Raw genomic sequence first — 15971 nt, 5'->3', positions numbered from 1 at the left:
CCTTTCAGGGAGTGGCACCTCCGGTCCAGACAGCGCGGTACGCGGTGTTACGCAAGTGCGCACCGTTAATATCGATCCTTTATGTCAATTTTCGGCGAAGAAAGCACATTAAATCTAGGTAAGGATTGGTAAATTCAGAAAAATCGGCAATCCGGCCTAGCAGGGGTCGTTGTCGGCTCATTGCGACCGGAGTTTCAGCGCAGCCGTTCCATTTCCTGCAGGCGCCGGGCGGTATCGGCTTCGAGTTGCCTTGTAACGGCAGCGATCAGCGCCTCCGTCACCACGAAAAGCGCCGCCGCCGAGTCCCAGGCCGAAGGCATCGCGGTGCGGCCGGCGATAACATGGCGTGAAAAGCGGGCGATCGGGGAAAGCCACTGGTCGGTGAACAGCATGATCTGCACGCCGCGCCCATGCGCCAGATCGGCAAAGCGGACGAGGCTTTCCTGATAGCGCCTTATGTCGAAGATCAGCAATACGTCGCGCTTGCCCATATCGATCAGCCGGTCGCGCCAGACGCTTTCCTGGCCCGCGAGATGGAAGACGTTGGGGCGGATGATGGCCAAATGGGCGGCCATGTAGCGCGCCAACGGGTCGGTGAAGCGGCCGCCGATGAGGAACACATGGCCGCGCCGGTCGGACAGCTTGGCGGCGATCTCGCCGAGTTGGTCGTCGGAGATATGCCGGAAGGTCTCGCGCATGTTGTCGAGTGTCGCCTCCAGCAAGGGCGTAACCGCACTGTCCCTCAAGGCATGGGGGTTGATCGTGCGCGATGCCGGCGATTGCAGTTGGGCGGCAAGTTCGTCCTGCAGCGACGATTGGAATTCGGAATAGTTCTGGAAACCCAACCGGGCAACGAAACGCAGGATCGTCGGCGAAGACACGCCCGCGACATGGGAGAATTCGGCTACCGTCTTCAGGCCAATCAGGGGATAGTTGGCGATGAGCGTCTGGGCTGCGCGGCGCTCGCCGGCGGGCATGATTCCGATACGGTCGGTGATCAGTTCCGCAATGTTCACGCCCATCGTCTGATCCGCCCTGTTTCCTTGCCCGATGTTTTGGGGCAGTCCGCAAAACACGTTTGACAAAGTACGCCAATGTGTATGAAATCATCCATAGGCGCGCAACAAGATAAAATCAGTATCATAAGATACAGCGCTTGGGTGGGGATTGCGGTTCGATGGAGACAGTGAGGGGCGCAAGCATTGCCAAGTCGGACACCGTGCAGGTCACGAACCCTGACGGCCGCGGCGCCTACGTCTTCACCTGCGACCACGCCGCCAACGCCGTACCGGCGCGGTTCGGCTCGCTTGGCCTTCCTCCCACGGATTTCAGCCGCCACATTGCATGGGACCCCGGCGCGCTGCCTGTAGCCCAATTGCTTGCCGAGGCGCTTGACGCGCCGCTGATCCAGACCGGTCTTTCGCGTCTGGTGCTCGACTGCAACCGTCCGCTCGATGCGCCGGACCTGATCCCGCCGGTCAGCGAAACCACGCTGGTGCCCGGCAATGCGGACTTGTCGCCGGCCGAACGCGCGGAGCGCATCGAACTGTGCTGGCGGCCGTTTCACGATGCCGTCGACGCCGTCATCGAGGCGCGTCTGGCGCGCGGGCAGGAAACGCGGCTGGTGTCGGTGCATTCCTTCACGTCGGTGTACAAGGGGGTCGCTCGTCCTTGGCACGTCGGCATAATTCATGATGACGACATGCGCATTGCCTCGCCGCTGCTGCGCTCTCTGAACGCGGTCGCGGGTATCGTATCCGGGGACAACGAGCCTTACTCGCCTGCCGACCGGGTCTATTTCACGCTGGAGCGCCACGCGCGTTCGCGCGGTCTTGCCTGCGCCATGATCGAAATCCGCAACGACGAGATTTCGGCTGCGGCGGGGCAGAAGAAATGGGCGGGGCTGCTGGGAAGCATACTGGGCGCGATCACCATCTCCGCCAACGGCAAGGTGTCGATTGATTCCAGCCAATCGGAACTGCCGCACTCAACCCGACAGCCAACGGAAGGGTAACGATGGCCCGGCTTTTTGTCAGATATGTCGACGCTCTCAACTATCGAGTTGGCCGGGTCGCCATGTACCTGTTCTTCGTCATGGGCGCGATCCTGCTGGCCTCCACGGCTTCACGTCTCGTTCTCGGCATTCCCATCAACTGGGCGCTGGAAATGTCGCAGTTCCTGCTCTCGGCCTACTATCTTCTCGGCGGGGCCTACACCCTCCAGCTCGACCAGCATGTGCGCATGGACCTGTTCTATGGCCGGCTGTCGGCGCGACGGCGCGCTTTCACCGACGCCTTCACCATCCTGTTCGTGATTTTCTATCTGGTGGTGCTGCTCAGCGGAGCCCTGTCGAGTACGAACTACGCAATCGTCTACGGTCAAAAGAATTATTCGGCCTGGGGTCCGCCACTGTGGCCGATCAAGGTCGTGATGACGACGGGCGTCTTCCTGATGCTTTTGCAGCTCATCTCGACATTCATCAAAGATGTCGCCATCGCACGCGGAAAGCCGATTGTATGAGCTCGGAACTCATTACCCTTTTTATGTTCGGCACCATGATGGTGCTGCTCTTCACCGGCCAGCGCGTCTTCGGTGTCATCGGTTTTGTCGGCTCCGCCGCGGCGCTGTGGCTGTGGGGGCAGGGCTCGTTCGAAATGCCGTTCAACGCCTCGTTCCAGGTGCTGAACTGGTATCCGCTGATCACCGTGCCGTTCTTCGTCTTCATGGGCTACATGCTGTCGGAATCGGGTATCGCGTCGGGCCTTTACCGCATGTTCCATGTGTGGTTCGGCCCGGTGCGAGGCGGTCTGGCGCTGGGTACCATCGGGTTGATGGTTCTGATTGCAGCGCTCAACGGCCTGTCGGTCGCCGGCATGGCGATCGGAGCGACGATCGCGCTGCCGCAGCTTTTGCGCCACGGCTACGACAAGGTCATGGTGACGGGCGTCATCCAGGCCGGGTCGTCGCTCGGCATCCTGATCCCGCCCAGCGTGGTGCTGGTGCTCTATGCCATGATCGCGCGCCAGCCGGTGCTCGATTTGTGGCTGGCTGGCGTCGGTCCCGGTCTCCTGATGGCTTTTGTCTTTGCGGGCTACGTCTATATCCGGTGCCTGTTACAGCCAGATATCGGGCCGGCGCTGCCGGCGGAAGAGCGTGCCCAGATCACGCGCTCTGAAAAGTATAGGTTGTTGAGGCAGGGGCTGCTGCCGCTTGCCATCTTCTTCGTCATGATGGGCCTGTTCATGACGGGCACGACGAGCCTCGTTGAAAGTTCCGCCGTGGGAGCGGGACTTGCAACGCTGGCCGCGTGGTGGGGCGGTAATCTCAACCGCAAGGTCTTCGAGGATTCGACGCGCAACACGCTGGCCATCAGTTGCATGTTCATGTGGATCATTCTCGGCGCGCTGTGTTTCAGCGCGGTCTATGACGGTCTCGGCGCGGTCAAGGCGGTCAAGACGCTGATGATCGATACCTGGGATTTCCAGCCCTGGACGATCCTCATCCTGATGCTGGTCTCGTTCATCGTCATGGGCATGTTCCTGGACGATACGGCGATGCTGGTCATCGTAGCGCCGCTCTATATTCCGCTGGTCGTCAGCCTCGGCTTCAATCCGATCTGGTTCGGCATCCTCTACACGATCACCTGCCAGATCGCGTATATAACGCCGCCATTCGGGTACAATCTATTCCTCATGCGGGCGATGGCCCCGCCTGAAATTTCGCTGATGGACATCTATCGGTCGATCGTGCCGTTTTTCTTCCTGATGATACTGTCACTGATCATCATCATGATCTTTCCGCAGATCGCGCTGTGGTTGCCGCACGTCATTACAGGCAGGTAGAGGTGGAGGAGTATGAATGGACCAAGGAGAAAGGGGAGAAATGGATAACAGACAGAAGTGCCGGGGAGCGGGTGTGCCGCCACCGTTCGAAATTCAAATATCTATCGATGATGGGAGACTTGTTAGATGACCGATAAAACCACGCTGAACAAACGCGACTTCCTGCGCAAATCCATCCTGACCGGCGCCGGTGCCGTAGGCGCCACCGCGCTCGCCACGCCCTATGTGAAGGCGCAGGCGCCGATCAAGTGGCGTCTCCAGACCTACGCCGGCCCGGCGCTGGCTGAACATGTGTGCAAGACGGGCGTCGACGCCTTCAACAAAGCCGCGCATGGCGAGATGGAAATCGAGATGTACACGGCCGACCAGCTGGTGCCGCAGGGCGAGCTGTTTCGCGCAGTCCAGTCCGGTACCATCGACGCGGCGCAGAGTGACGACGATTCGGCGGCGGCTCCGGTGGATGTGAAGGTGTTCGGCGCCTATTTCCCGCTCGCCTCGCGTTATTCGCTGGACGTGCCGGCGCTGTGGCACTGGCATGGGCTGAAGGAAATCTGGGAAGAAGCCTATGCCGAAATCCCCGGCGTCACCTGGCTCAGCACCGGCGCGTGGGATCCGTGCAACTTTGGCACCACCAAGCCGATCAAGTCTCTGGAGGACCTGAAAGGGCTGCGCGTCTATACGTTCCCAACCGGCGGTCAGTTCCTGTCGAAATTTGGCGTCGTGCCCGTGTCCTTGCCCTATGAGGACGTGGCGCCTGCGATCCAGACCGGCGAACTGGACGGCGTGTGCTGGTGCGGCATCACCGAAATGCACACCGTCGGCTGGGCGGATGTTCTGAAGTATTATCTGACCAACCCGCTGTCGGGCGCCTGGGCCGGTTCCTACTTCGTCAATACCGACAAGTGGAATGCTCTGCCGGATCACCTCAAGCAGCTTTACATGATGTCCATCGATACCTCGCACTATTATCGCCAGCATTGGTACTGGGCAGGCGAGGCCAGATACCGCAACGAAGGCAAGCTGGAACTTACGACGATTCCGGAAACCGAGTGGAAGCAGGTCGAGACCGAAGCGTCCAAGTTCTGGGACGAGGTCGCCGGCGAGAGCCCGCGTGCCGCAAGGGTCGTCGAGATCATCAAGAAATACAACGAATCGATGGTCAAGGCCGGCGCGCCCTATCGCTACAGCTGATCGGTTCTGAAGTTGAAAACAGCCCGGCCGCTTCGGCGGCCGGGCTCTCCCGTGAAACCTGGAAGTGGCCGTGTAGGCGGCGGAGAGAAGAATGGCCGGAAATCTTTCGTTCGATCAGTTGAAGAAGGCGGTGTCGTCAGGCGAGATCGACACGGTGCTGACGGCTGCCGTGGACATGCAGGGCCGCCTCATCGGCAAGCGCTTCCTGGCGCAGTTCTTCGTCGAGTCCGCGCATGACGAGACGCATGGCTGCAACTATTTGCTGGCCGACGACATCGATATGGAGCCGGTGCCCGGCTACAAGGCGGCAAGCTGGTCCAAGGGCTATGGCGACTTCGTCATGAAGCCCGACCTCGCCACCATCCGTCTCGTTCCGTGGCTGGAAAAGACGGCGCTGGTGCTTTGCGACCTTCTCGATCATCGCACCCATGACGATCTTGCGCATTCGCCGCGCGGTATCCTGAAGAAGCAGATCAAGCGCCTGACCGAGCGCGGCTATATGGGCTATTTCGCGTCGGAGCTGGAGTTCTACCTGTTCTCCGAAACCTATAATTCGGCCCGCGCCAAGCATTGGCAGGGCCTGGAGACGGCCTCGCCGCATATCGGCGACTATCTGATCGGCATCACCACCAAGGAAGAAGGCTATATGCGCCGCCTGCGCAACGACATGTACGCAGCGGGCATTCCTATCGAGAATTCCAAGGGCGAGTGGGGACCGGGCCAGGAAGAGATCAATGTGCGCTATGCCGAGGCGCTCGAGATGGCGGACCGCCACGTCTTCCTGAAGAACGGTGCCAAGGAAATTGCCGATATCGAAGGCAAGGCCGTGTCCTTCATGGCCAAGTACAATTACGGCCTGGCCGGTAACTCCAGCCACGTCCATAATTCGCTGTGGAGCGCCGATGGCAAGACGCCGCTGTTCTTCGACAAGGACGCGCCGTGGACGCTGTCCGAACTTGGCCGGCAATGGTCGGCGGGCCAGCTCAAATATGCCGCTGAATACACGCTGCTGCTGGCCCCCTACATCAACTCCTACAAGCGCTTCCAGTCAGGCACCTTCGCGCCCACCAAGATCATGTGGAGCGAGGACAACCGCACCGCCGGCTTCCGGCTGTGCGGCGAGGGCACCAAGGGCATCCGCATGGAATGCCGTATCGGCGGCGCCGACCTCAATCCGTATCTCGCCTTCGCGGGGCTGATCGCAGCTGGTCTTGCCGGCATCGACGAGAAGCTGGAATTGCAAAAACCCTTCGTCGGCGATGCCTACCAGGCGGCGCGTCTGCCGGAAATTCCGAAGACGCTGCGCGACGCCACCACAGCCATGGCCAAATCGAAAATGCTGAAGGAAGCGCTGGGTGAGGACGTCGTCGAGCACTATGTCCATACCGCACGCTGGGAACAGCTTGAATACGACCGCCGCATCACCGACTGGGAATTGCACCGGGGGTTTGAGCGGTACTGATGAATGTGGCGGCTATAGAAATTCGGAGAAAAAATTGGAAACCGTAAAACTCAAATCTCCCATCGACGGCTCGATCTATGTGGAGCGGCCCATTGCTACGGATCAGGCGGTCAATGCCGCGGTCGAGCGCGCACGCGCCGCGCAAATCGGTTGGGCGCAGACCTCGATTGCCGAGCGCGGCAAATATGTGCTGGCCATGCTGGAGGCGCTGGTCGCCATGACCGACGAGATCGTGCCGGAGATCGCCTGGCAGATGGGCCGTCCGGTGCGCTATGGCGGCGAGTTCGGCGGCGTCAAGGAACGCACCCAGTATATGGTCGAGATCGCCGAGCAGGCGCTGAAGCCGGTGTTGGCGTCGAACCCCAAGGATGGCTTCCGCCGTTATGTGAAGAAGGAGCCGCTCGGCGTGGTCATGGTCATCGCGCCATGGAACTATCCGTATCTGACGGCCGTCAACACCATCGTGCCGGCGCTGATGTCGGGCTCGACGGTCATCCTGAAGCACGCGGCACAGACGCTGCTGGTCGGCGAACGTTTCGCACAGGCGTTCGACAAGGCCGGCCTGCCGAAAGGTGTGTTCCAGAACGTCGTTCTCAATCATTCCCAGACCGAAAAGCTGCTCGGCTCGGGCAAGATCGACCATGTCAATTTCACCGGTTCTGTCGGTGGCGGCCGCGCCATCGAAAGGGCGGCGGCGGGTACGTTCATGACGCTTGGCCTCGAGCTTGGCGGCAAGGACCCGGCCTATGTTCTGCCGGACGTCAAGCTGGACCACGCCATTGCCAATCTGGTCGACGGCGCGTTCTTCAATTCCGGCCAGTGCTGCTGCGGCATCGAGCGCGTCTATGTGCATGAGAAGGTCTACGACCAGTTCGTCGAGGGTTTTATTGCCGAGACCAAGAACTATGTCGTCGGCAATCCGCTGGAGCAGGCGACCACCATGGGGCCGATGGCGCAGGCGCGCTTTGCCGACCTGATCCGCGAGCAGAAGGCGGAAGCGCTGCGCAAGGGTGCCAGATCGCATATCGACATGAAGGTCGCGAATGACAGCCCCGGTTCGCCCTATCTGGCGCCGGAAGTGCTGACCAATGTCGATCATCAGATGAGCGTCATGCGCGAGGAAAGCTTTGGTCCCATCGTCGGCATCATGAAGGTGCGCAACGACGAGGAAGCCATCGCGCTGATGAACGACAGCCCCTACGGCCTGACCGCCTCGATCTGGACCACCGACACCGACCATGCCGCCGCCATCGGCGACCAGGTCCAGACCGGCACCGTATTCATGAACCGCTGCGACTATGTCGATCCGGCGTTGGTGTGGACGGGCGTCAAGGACACCGGCAAGGGGGCTGCCCTTTCGGCCATCGGCTACGATAATCTGACGCGGCCGAAGTCGTTCCACCTGCGCGAATCCATCTGAATCCTCGAAAGCAAAAAATGACCAACCTCGTTTCCAAATGGAATTTCCCCACCACCGTCCGCTTCGGCGCCGGGCGTATCTCCGAACTGCCGGACGCGCTGGCGGCTACCGGCATCAAGCATCCGCTGTTCGTCACCGATCCGGGGCTGGCCAAGCTGCCGGTCGTCGCTTCGACCCTGAAAATCCTCGACGATGCGAAGGTGCCCTATGGCGTCTTCTCTGACGTCAAGGCGAACCCGGTGGAATCCAACCTCACCGCTGGCATCGCGGTGTTCAAGCAGGGCAAGCATGACGGCGTCATCGCCTTTGGCGGCGGCTCGGCGCTGGACCTCGGCAAGCTGATCGCCTTCCAGGCCGGGCAGACGCGCGCAGTCTGGGATTTCGAGGATGTCGGCGACTGGTGGACGCGCGCCGATTCCGACGCCATCGCGCCGATCATCGCGGTGCCGACGACGGCCGGCACCGGCTCGGAAGTCGGGCGCGCCGGCGTCATCACGCATGAGGCGACCCATACCAAGAAGGTCATCTTCCACCCGAAGATGCTGCCGGCCATCGTCATCGCCGATCCGGAACTGACCACCGGCATGCCGGGTTTCATCACCGTCGGCACCGGCATGGACGCGCTGGCGCACTGCCTTGAGGCCTATTGCGCGCCCGGCTATCATCCGATGGCAGACGGCATCGGCGTCGAAGGCGTGCGGCTGGTGTTCGAGAACCTGCCGAAGGTCTTCGCCAATGGCAACGATCTCGTTGCGCGCGCCCACATGATGAGCGCCGCCGCCATGGGCGCCACCGCTTTCCAGAAAGGGCTCGGCGCGATCCATTCGCTGTCACATCCGATCGGCGCGCTCTATGACACGCATCACGGCATGACCAACGCCGTGTTCATGCCCTATGTGCTGGCCTTCAACCGCAGCGCCATCGAAGAGCGTATCGTCCGTCTCGCCGCCTATTGCGGCATCGATGGCGGCTTCGACGGTTTTGCCAAGGCGATCATCGACCTGCGCAAGCTGCTCAACGTGCCGCACACGCTGCCCGAGTTCATCAAGGGCCTGGATATGGATGCCACCCGCAAGGGCCTGATCGCCGACATGGCGATCGTCGACCCGACCGCCGGCGGCAACCCGATCAAGCTGACGCGCGACGATGCCTTGTCGCTGCTGGAAAGCGCTTTGACGGGAAAGCTCTAGGAAATTCGGGGGCGGGTGCGAGCCCGTCCCCGATCGCTTCCAGAAGGATGCGATCGGATAGGCAGAGGGAGTGGAAGAAAGTCGTTAGCCGGAAAAATGATCGGCGCACCCCGATTGCGGGTGCTTCGTAAAAGTAGTTAACTTTCAGGTCTTTGGGAAATCCACGGCATCCGGTTTCACCGGACTGTCACAGAACGAATATAACGCATCGGGGGCGCCCCACGGCGTCAGTTCAACGGAGAGACCACATGTTCAGGTTTACGGGAAAAGTACTTGCCGTTTCGGCTGTCGCCCTCATGGCGACCTCTGCCATCACACAGGCCGAACCTTCGGCCGAACTCATCGCCGCCGCCAAGGCGGAAGGCATGTTTTCCCCCATCGCGCTGCCGCATGACTGGTGCGGATGGGCGGGCATCCTGGCTGGCTTCAAGGCCAAATATCCGGAAATTACCCTCAACGAACTCAACCCCGACGCCGGTTCCGCCGACGAGATCGAGGCGATCAAGGCCAACAAGGACAACAAGGGCCCGCAAGCGCCCGACATGGTCGATGTCGGCCTGTCTTTCGGCCCGTCGGCAACCAAGGAAGGCCTGTTCCTTCCCTACAAGGTCGAGACCTTCGACGGCATCGACGTGAAGGACCCGGACGGCCACTGGTATGGCGGCTATTACGGCGTTCTCTCCTTCGAGGTGAACACCGACATCGTCAAGAACGTGCCGCAGGACTGGGCCGATCTGCTCAAGCCCGAATACGCCAATTCGGTGGCCCTGGCGGGCGACCCCCGCGCGGCTAACCAGGCGATCCTGTCCGTCTATGCGGCCGGTCTCGCCACTTCTGGCGGCGACGCCGCCAAGGCTCCGCAGGCCGGTCTGGACTTCTTCAAGAAGCTCAACGATGCCGGCAATTTCGTGCCTGTCATCGGCAAGGCCGCTTCGCTCGCGCAGGGTACGACGCCGATCATCATCCGTTGGGACTACAACGCGCTTGCCGACCGCGACACGCTCAAGGGCAATCCGCCGGTGGAGGTCGTCGTGCCGAAATCGGGCGTGCTTGCCGGCGTCTACGCTCAGGCGATCAGCGCCTACGCGCCGCACCCGAACGCCGCCAAGCTGTGGATGGAGTATATCTATTCCGACGAAGGCCAGCTTGGCTTCCTGAAGGGCTATTGCCACCCGGCCCGCTTCAACCAGCTCGTTTCCGAAGGCAAGGTGCCGCAGGACATTCTCGACAAGCTGCCGCCGGCCGATCTCTACAAGCAGGCGATCTTCCCGTCGCTTGAAGAGCAGGACGCCAACAAGAACGCCGTCACCGGTGGGTGGGACAGCGTCGTCGGCGCCAACGTCCAGTAAGCGGACATTCTTCCAACAGGGTGCGCCGCGATCAGGTGGCGCACCCGACCCTTCAGTGAACGGTAACGGATGGCATCTTCGGCAGGCGAAGGAAAAAGCCTAAGCGTGGTCGCACCCGTGCAAAGCGCCAGGCGGCGGGTTTCGTTCGCATGGCTCGGCGTCATGCCGTTCTTGTTGTTCGCCTTGCTGTTCTTGATCCTGCCGACGATGAAGATCGTGGTCGGCAGCTTCCAGACCAACGAGGGCAGCTTCACCCTCTCCAACATCGCCAATCTGTTCCAGCCGTCGATTCTCGCGGCCTACTGGATATCCATCCGCATCAGCCTTGCGTCGGCGCTGCTTGGCTGTTCGTTCGGGTTCCTGATCGCCTGGGCGATGGTGCTTGGCGGCCTGCCCAAATGGCTTCGCTCGCCGCTGTTGACGTTTTCGGGCGTCGCCTCGAATTTCGCCGGCGTTCCGCTGGCCTTCGCCTTCCTCGCGACCTTCGGCCGTCTCGGCCTGGTCACGCTCATCCTGCGCGACTGGTTCGGCATCAACCTTTATGGGCTTGGCTTCAACCTCTTGAGTTTTGGCGGCCTGACGCTGACCTATCTGTTTTTCCAGATACCGCTGACCATCCTGATCATCACGCCGGCGCTCGACGGCATGCGGCGCGAATGGCGCGAAGCTGCCTCGATGCTCGGCGCGTCGGGGTTCCAGTATTGGCGCATGGTGGCCTTTCCGATCCTGTGGCCCAGCCTGCTCGGCACCTTCGCGCTGTTGTTCGCCAATTCCTTCGGCGCCGTCGCCACCGCCTATGCGCTGACCGGAAGCTCGCTCTCCATCGTGCCCATCCTGCTCTTTGCGCAGATACGCGGTGACGTGCTGCAGGATCCGCATCTCGGCTATGCGCTCGCCTTCGGCATGATCGTCATCACCGGGATCGCCAACTTCATCTATATCTGGCTCCGGTCCCGCAGCGAACGGTGGGTCAAATGAAAGCCAACCGGATATGGTCGTGGCTGTTCGTCGGCCTCGGCATTGTCTATTTCGCCCTGCCGCTGATCGGCACGGCCGATTTCTCGCTGAAGTTGCGGCGCGGCGTCTACAGCCTTGATGCCTATTGGGCGGTGCTGGGCGATCCGCGCTTCCAGCAGACATTCGGCTATTCGGTGCTGATGGCACTGGCCACCATCGTTGTCGGCGTGCTGCTGGTGGTGCCGACTGCCTATTGGGTCCGGCTCAAGCTGCCGCGCTGGCGGCCCTTCATGGAATTCATCACGCTTTTGCCACTGGTTATTCCCCCGATCGTCATCGTTTTCGGTTATATCAGGCTCTACAACACCTCGTCCTGGCTGCCGCTGACCGGATCGGCCATGGGTACCAACATCCTTTTGATGTTCGGCTATGTCGTTTTGGCGCTGCCTTACATGTACCGCGCCGTCGATACGGGCTTGCGCGCCATCGACGTGACGACGCTGACGGAAGCGGCCCAGATACTCGGCGCCGGCTGGATCACCATCCTCATGCGCGTCATCCTGCCCAACGTTGCCGTCGCCGTTTTGTCCGGCGCGTTCCTGACCTTTGCCATCGTCATCGGCGAGTTTGTCATGGCCGCACTTCTCAGCCGCCCGGCCTTCGGCCCCTATATGCAGTTGCTTGGCGCGAACCGTGCCTATGAACCGGCGGCGCTGGCGGTGATCGCTTTTGCCATCACCTGGGGCTGCATGGCGCTGATCCAGGTGGTGTCGCGCTTTGCGCCCAAATCGCCCGAACAGCCGCATTGATCCGGAGATCCAATCCTATGGCTGAGCCCTTCCTGTCGATCCAGCATGTGCAGAAATCCTTCGGCGCCACCAAAGTCGTCCAGGACTTCAATCTCGATGTGGAACGTGGCGAGTTCGTTTCGTTCCTCGGGCCATCCGGCTGCGGCAAGACGACGGTTCTGCGCATGGTCGCCGGCTTTGAGGCGCCTAGCCAGGGGGGGATCGTCGTCGCCGGCAAGGACATCACGCATTTGCGGCCGAACCAGCGTAATATCGGCATGGTGTTTCAGGCCTATGCGCTGTTCCCGAACTTGACGGTCGCGCAGAACATCGGCTTCGGCCTCAAGGTGGCCGGTGCCTCTAGGGCGGAGATCGACAAGCGCGTGGCTGAGATGCTGGCCTTGATCAGCCTGCCGCAGATGGCCGACCGTTACCCTTATCAACTTTCGGGTGGCCAGCAGCAGCGTATCGCGCTGGCGCGCGCTCTGGCGCCCAAGCCGAAGCTGCTGTTGCTGGACGAACCGCTGTCGGCGCTCGATGCCAAGGTGCGCGTCTCGCTGCGCGAGGAAATCCGCTCGATCCAGAAGTCGCTCGGGATCACCACCATCTTCGTCACGCATGACCAGGAAGAAGCGCTGTCCATCTCGGACCGCATCGCGGTCATGTATGGCGGCAAGGCCGAACAGGTCGGCACGCCTTTCCAGATCTACAACAAGCCCGAGACGAAATTCGTCGCCAATTTCGTCGGCACGCTGAATGTGCTGGAGGGCACCGTCACCGACGCGGCCGCGGGCAAGGTGCGCGTCAACGGCGAGGAATTTGCATTCAAGGGCCGGCTGAACGGATCGAAGGCCGGCGACACGCTTGCGCTGGCCTTGCGGCCAGAAGCGATTTCGCTCGGTCGCCAGCCGGGTCGTGACGCGACCCTGTCCGGCGAGATCGCCGAGGTTCACTTTCTAGGCTCGGTCATCCGGGTCCGTGTCGGCGTCGGGGGGAGCATGGTTTCCCTGGATACCTTCAATAGCCCGACGACACCGCCGCCGGCTGTCGGCGAAAAGGCGGAGATCAGCTTTTCCTCCGAGGACATGCTGGTGCTGCATTGATCTAAACGTCTTGGCCCAAGTTCCGCCGGCACGCCGTCCATTGCCAGCCTTTCGATGACAGGCTACTGCCATGGCCGGAACTGAGCCGGGTAACGATGAAGCTTGTCAGCTATAATATCCAGTACGGTTTCGGCGCTGACGGCCGCTACGACCTAGCGCGTGTGGCCAAGATCGTCGCCGACGCCGACATCATCGCGTTGCAGGAAGTCGAGCGGCACTGGCTGCGCAGCAACGAGGACGATCAACCGGAAATCCTGTCGCGGCTTTTGCACGATCATTACTGGGTCTATGGCCCCGCCTTCGACATGGACGCCAGCGAAAGGCGCGATGGGCGGCTTGTCAATCGCCGCCGCCAGTTCGGCACCATGCTGCTTTCGAAAATGCCGATCGTCTGGTCGAGGCTGCATGCGCTGCCGGTGCGACGCACGGTGCGGCCGCTCAACACGCGCAATGCAGCACTTGAATGCATGATCCGCACGCCGGCCGGCCCGGTCCGTTTTTTCTCGCTGCATCTTGCCCACATCGCGGTTGAGGAGCGGCTGGAACAGATCGATTATCTGCTTGGCGAGCATGGACGGGCGAGCGCCGATGGCGGGCCGTGGAGCGGCGTTGACGACGAGCCGTCCCGCAACTGGTCCAACGGCGAGCGCGAGCCCGAGAGCCCTATGGCTGCGGTCTGGATGGGCGATTTCAACTCGGAGCCGGGCAGCACTGAGTACAGGCGCATTGTCGGCGATACGCCTTATCATCGCGGGGCCGCCTATGCCGGCGGGTTTGTCGATGCGGCGGCGGTGGCCGCCACGCCGGCCAGCTTCCACACGCATGTCAAGACGATCGAGGGCGTGGTGCGCGAGCGCCGGCTGGACCACTGCTTCGTCGGCGGCATGCTCGCCGACCGCGTCCGCACGGTCAGCGCCGACATCGGCGAAGTGGCTTCGGATCATTTCCCGGTACGCGTCGATATCGACCTTGAGACGCCGTTTACGGCCTCCCCGAGCGGGGGGCGATGAACCGCCCATGACCCTTTTCGTTTTTACCGCGGTGCTTGCAGCGGCCCTCATGCATGCGGCCTGGAATGCGTTGATCAAGGTCCGGACCGACCGGTTCGCCTCCATCTCGCTGACCGCGCTCGGCATGACCTGCACCGCGTTGCCGGTGTTGCCCTTCGTTGCGTTTCCATCGGCTGAAATGTGGCCGTGGCTGATCGCCTCGGTCATCATCCATATCGGTTACCGGCTGTTTCTGGTGCGTGCCTATGACGTCGGTGATCTCGCCCAGACCTATCCGCTGGCGCGGGGTGCCGCCCCGCTGGTCACCACCATCGGCGGGGTCGTGCTCGTCGGCGAGTTTCCGGGGGTGCTTGCCGTTGCCGGCATTGCGCTGCTTTCGGCCGGCACGTTCCTGATGTCGCTACGCGGTGGCACCAAGCTTAGCCGCCTGAACGGAGCGGCGGTCGGCTACGCGCTCGTCACTTCGCTGTTCATCTCGGGCTACACGCTCACCGATGGCATTGGTGCCAGGCTTGGCGAAACGGCTCTCAGCTATGCCGCATGGCTGTTCGTGTGCGACGGCATCTGCGCCATGGCGATCGGCTTCTACTATCGCGGACGCCGGATGCTTTCGACGTTGGCCGCGGAATGGAAGATCGGCGCGTTGACCGGCTTCCTGAGTGCAGCGGCCTACGGCATCGTCATGTGGGCGATGACCAAGGCGCCGATCGCCTCGGTCGCGTCGCTGCGCGAAACGTCGATCCTGTTCGCCATGGCGATCTCGGTATTCCTGCTTGGCGAGCGGATGACCGCATGGCGAAGTGCTGCCGCGCTCAGCATTCTGGCCGGAGTGATCGCGCTGCGGCTCGGCTGAATCGATCACGAACGGTTTCGTGCCGGAACCTTCCGCCTGTCTGGTCATTCCACCCTGCCAATTCCGGCACGGAGAATTCCCATGAAAACGCTGGCCGATATTTTTGAGCACACGCTGCAGGACATCTATTACGCCGAGAACGCGATCACCAAGGCGCTGCCGAAGGTCGCCAAGGCCGCGAAAAATCCACAGCTGAAAAAGGCAGCCGAAGATCACCTTGAGGAAACCAAGGGCCAGATCGCCACGCTGAAGAAGGTGTTTGCCTCGCTTGGCAAGAAACCGGAAAGCGAAAAGTGCGACGCCATAGAGGGGCTGCTCAAGGAAGCGGACGGCTTGATGGAAGAGGCGACCGGCACGGCGCTGGATGCCGGCCTGCTGGCGGCATGCCAGGCTGTCGAGCACTATGAAATCGCCCGCTACGGCTCGTTGCGCGAATGGGCGAAGGAATTGGGCCACGACGAGGCGCATAAGCTGCTGAGCGAGATTCTCGACCAGGAGAAGGCGACCAACAACAAGCTTACCAATCTCGCGGTTACAGCCATCAACAAGGCTTGACGCCAGATATTTGCCGGGTCGTATGCCGACAGGGTGAAGCGGCCCGGCAATTCTATTCAGAGGTGGCTCGGTTTGATTGAGGTGGACCCGCCTGCTGAGACAGTTTGGCGGCTTGGCTAAGGTTGGATCGGGTTGTTCTACACCGCCAACTGCTCCGTCATTTCCGCCATAGCATATGACCTGAGACCCGTGTTTCCTCCAGCCTATTGGAGAATCCGGAGATTGATTTGTGGCGTCATGCGGCCTGCTTT

Annotated in this window: 15 protein-coding genes; 14 read left to right on the top strand and 1 reads right to left on the bottom strand. The window is 61.5% G+C overall.

Annotated elements, in window-relative coordinates:
* Positions 1–194: 194 nt before the first annotated feature.
* Positions 195–1022 carry a MurR/RpiR family transcriptional regulator gene (locus ACX3P1_RS21115; protein WP_459081573.1) on the bottom strand — a complete coding sequence of 276 codons (828 nt, stop codon included), beginning with the start codon at positions 1020–1022 and terminating at the stop codon, positions 195–197.
* A 155-nt stretch (positions 1023–1177) separates the two neighbouring features.
* On the opposite strand from ACX3P1_RS21115, the gene ACX3P1_RS21110 reads away from it, so the two are divergent.
* The 14 genes from ACX3P1_RS21110 (at position 1178) to ACX3P1_RS21045 (ending at position 15720) form a co-directional block, all read left to right on the top strand.
* Positions 1178–2014, top strand: a complete 837-nt coding sequence (locus tag ACX3P1_RS21110) for an N-formylglutamate amidohydrolase (protein WP_459081572.1) — start codon at positions 1178–1180, stop codon at positions 2012–2014.
* Positions 2015–2016: 2 nt separating this feature from the next.
* A complete protein-coding gene (locus ACX3P1_RS21105; RefSeq protein ID WP_459081571.1) occupies positions 2017–2520 on the top strand; it encodes a TRAP transporter small permease subunit in 504 nt (167 codons plus the stop codon).
* Complete coding sequence (locus ACX3P1_RS21100; RefSeq protein ID WP_459081570.1) at positions 2517–3842, top strand: TRAP transporter large permease; 1326 nt, start codon at positions 2517–2519, stop codon at positions 3840–3842. Before ACX3P1_RS21105 ends, ACX3P1_RS21100 begins: the two co-directional genes overlap by 4 nt.
* A gap of 126 nt (positions 3843–3968) precedes the next feature.
* Positions 3969–5033 carry a TRAP transporter substrate-binding protein gene (locus ACX3P1_RS21095; RefSeq protein ID WP_459081569.1) on the top strand — a complete coding sequence of 355 codons (1065 nt, stop codon included), beginning with the start codon at positions 3969–3971 and terminating at the stop codon, positions 5031–5033.
* Between the two features lie 91 nt (positions 5034–5124).
* Positions 5125–6495, top strand: a complete 1371-nt coding sequence (locus ACX3P1_RS21090; RefSeq protein WP_459081568.1) for a glutamine synthetase family protein — start codon at positions 5125–5127, stop codon at positions 6493–6495.
* 34 nt (positions 6496–6529) lie between these two features.
* Entirely contained in the window at positions 6530–7915 is a 1386-nt protein-coding gene (locus ACX3P1_RS21085; RefSeq protein WP_459081567.1) for an aldehyde dehydrogenase family protein, read from the top strand.
* Positions 7916–7932: 17 nt separating this feature from the next.
* Positions 7933–9105 carry an iron-containing alcohol dehydrogenase gene (locus tag ACX3P1_RS21080; RefSeq protein WP_459081566.1) on the top strand — a complete coding sequence of 391 codons (1173 nt, stop codon included), beginning with the start codon at positions 7933–7935 and terminating at the stop codon, positions 9103–9105.
* A gap of 248 nt (positions 9106–9353) precedes the next feature.
* Positions 9354–10454, top strand: coding sequence for an ABC transporter substrate-binding protein (locus ACX3P1_RS21075; RefSeq protein WP_459081565.1), 1101 nt, complete (start codon positions 9354–9356; stop codon positions 10452–10454).
* Between the two features lie 162 nt (positions 10455–10616).
* Positions 10617–11432, top strand: a complete 816-nt coding sequence (locus ACX3P1_RS21070; RefSeq protein WP_459081616.1) for an ABC transporter permease — start codon at positions 10617–10619, stop codon at positions 11430–11432.
* Positions 11429–12220 (top strand): ABC transporter permease, encoded by a 792-nt coding sequence (locus ACX3P1_RS21065; RefSeq protein WP_459081564.1) that lies wholly within the window; start codon positions 11429–11431, stop codon positions 12218–12220. The genes ACX3P1_RS21070 and ACX3P1_RS21065 overlap by 4 nt, the downstream gene beginning before the upstream one ends.
* Positions 12221–12237: 17 nt before the next feature.
* Positions 12238–13302, top strand: coding sequence for an ABC transporter ATP-binding protein (locus ACX3P1_RS21060; RefSeq protein WP_459081563.1), 1065 nt, complete (start codon positions 12238–12240; stop codon positions 13300–13302).
* A 95-nt stretch (positions 13303–13397) separates the two neighbouring features.
* Positions 13398–14312, top strand: coding sequence for an endonuclease/exonuclease/phosphatase family protein (locus tag ACX3P1_RS21055; protein WP_459081562.1), 915 nt, complete (start codon positions 13398–13400; stop codon positions 14310–14312).
* Between the two features lie 7 nt (positions 14313–14319).
* A complete protein-coding gene (locus ACX3P1_RS21050) occupies positions 14320–15165 on the top strand; it encodes an EamA family transporter (RefSeq protein WP_459081561.1) in 846 nt (281 codons plus the stop codon).
* Between the two features lie 81 nt (positions 15166–15246).
* Positions 15247–15720: a YciE/YciF ferroxidase family protein gene (locus ACX3P1_RS21045; RefSeq protein ID WP_459081560.1), complete on the top strand. Its 474-nt coding sequence runs from the start codon at positions 15247–15249 to the stop codon at positions 15718–15720.
* Positions 15721–15971: the final 251 nt, after the last annotated feature.

It is taken from the genome of Mesorhizobium sp. A623 (assembly GCF_054489405.1).
Note: the sequence above shows the minus strand (reverse complement) of the source record. Positions and strands in the feature narration are given on the sequence as shown.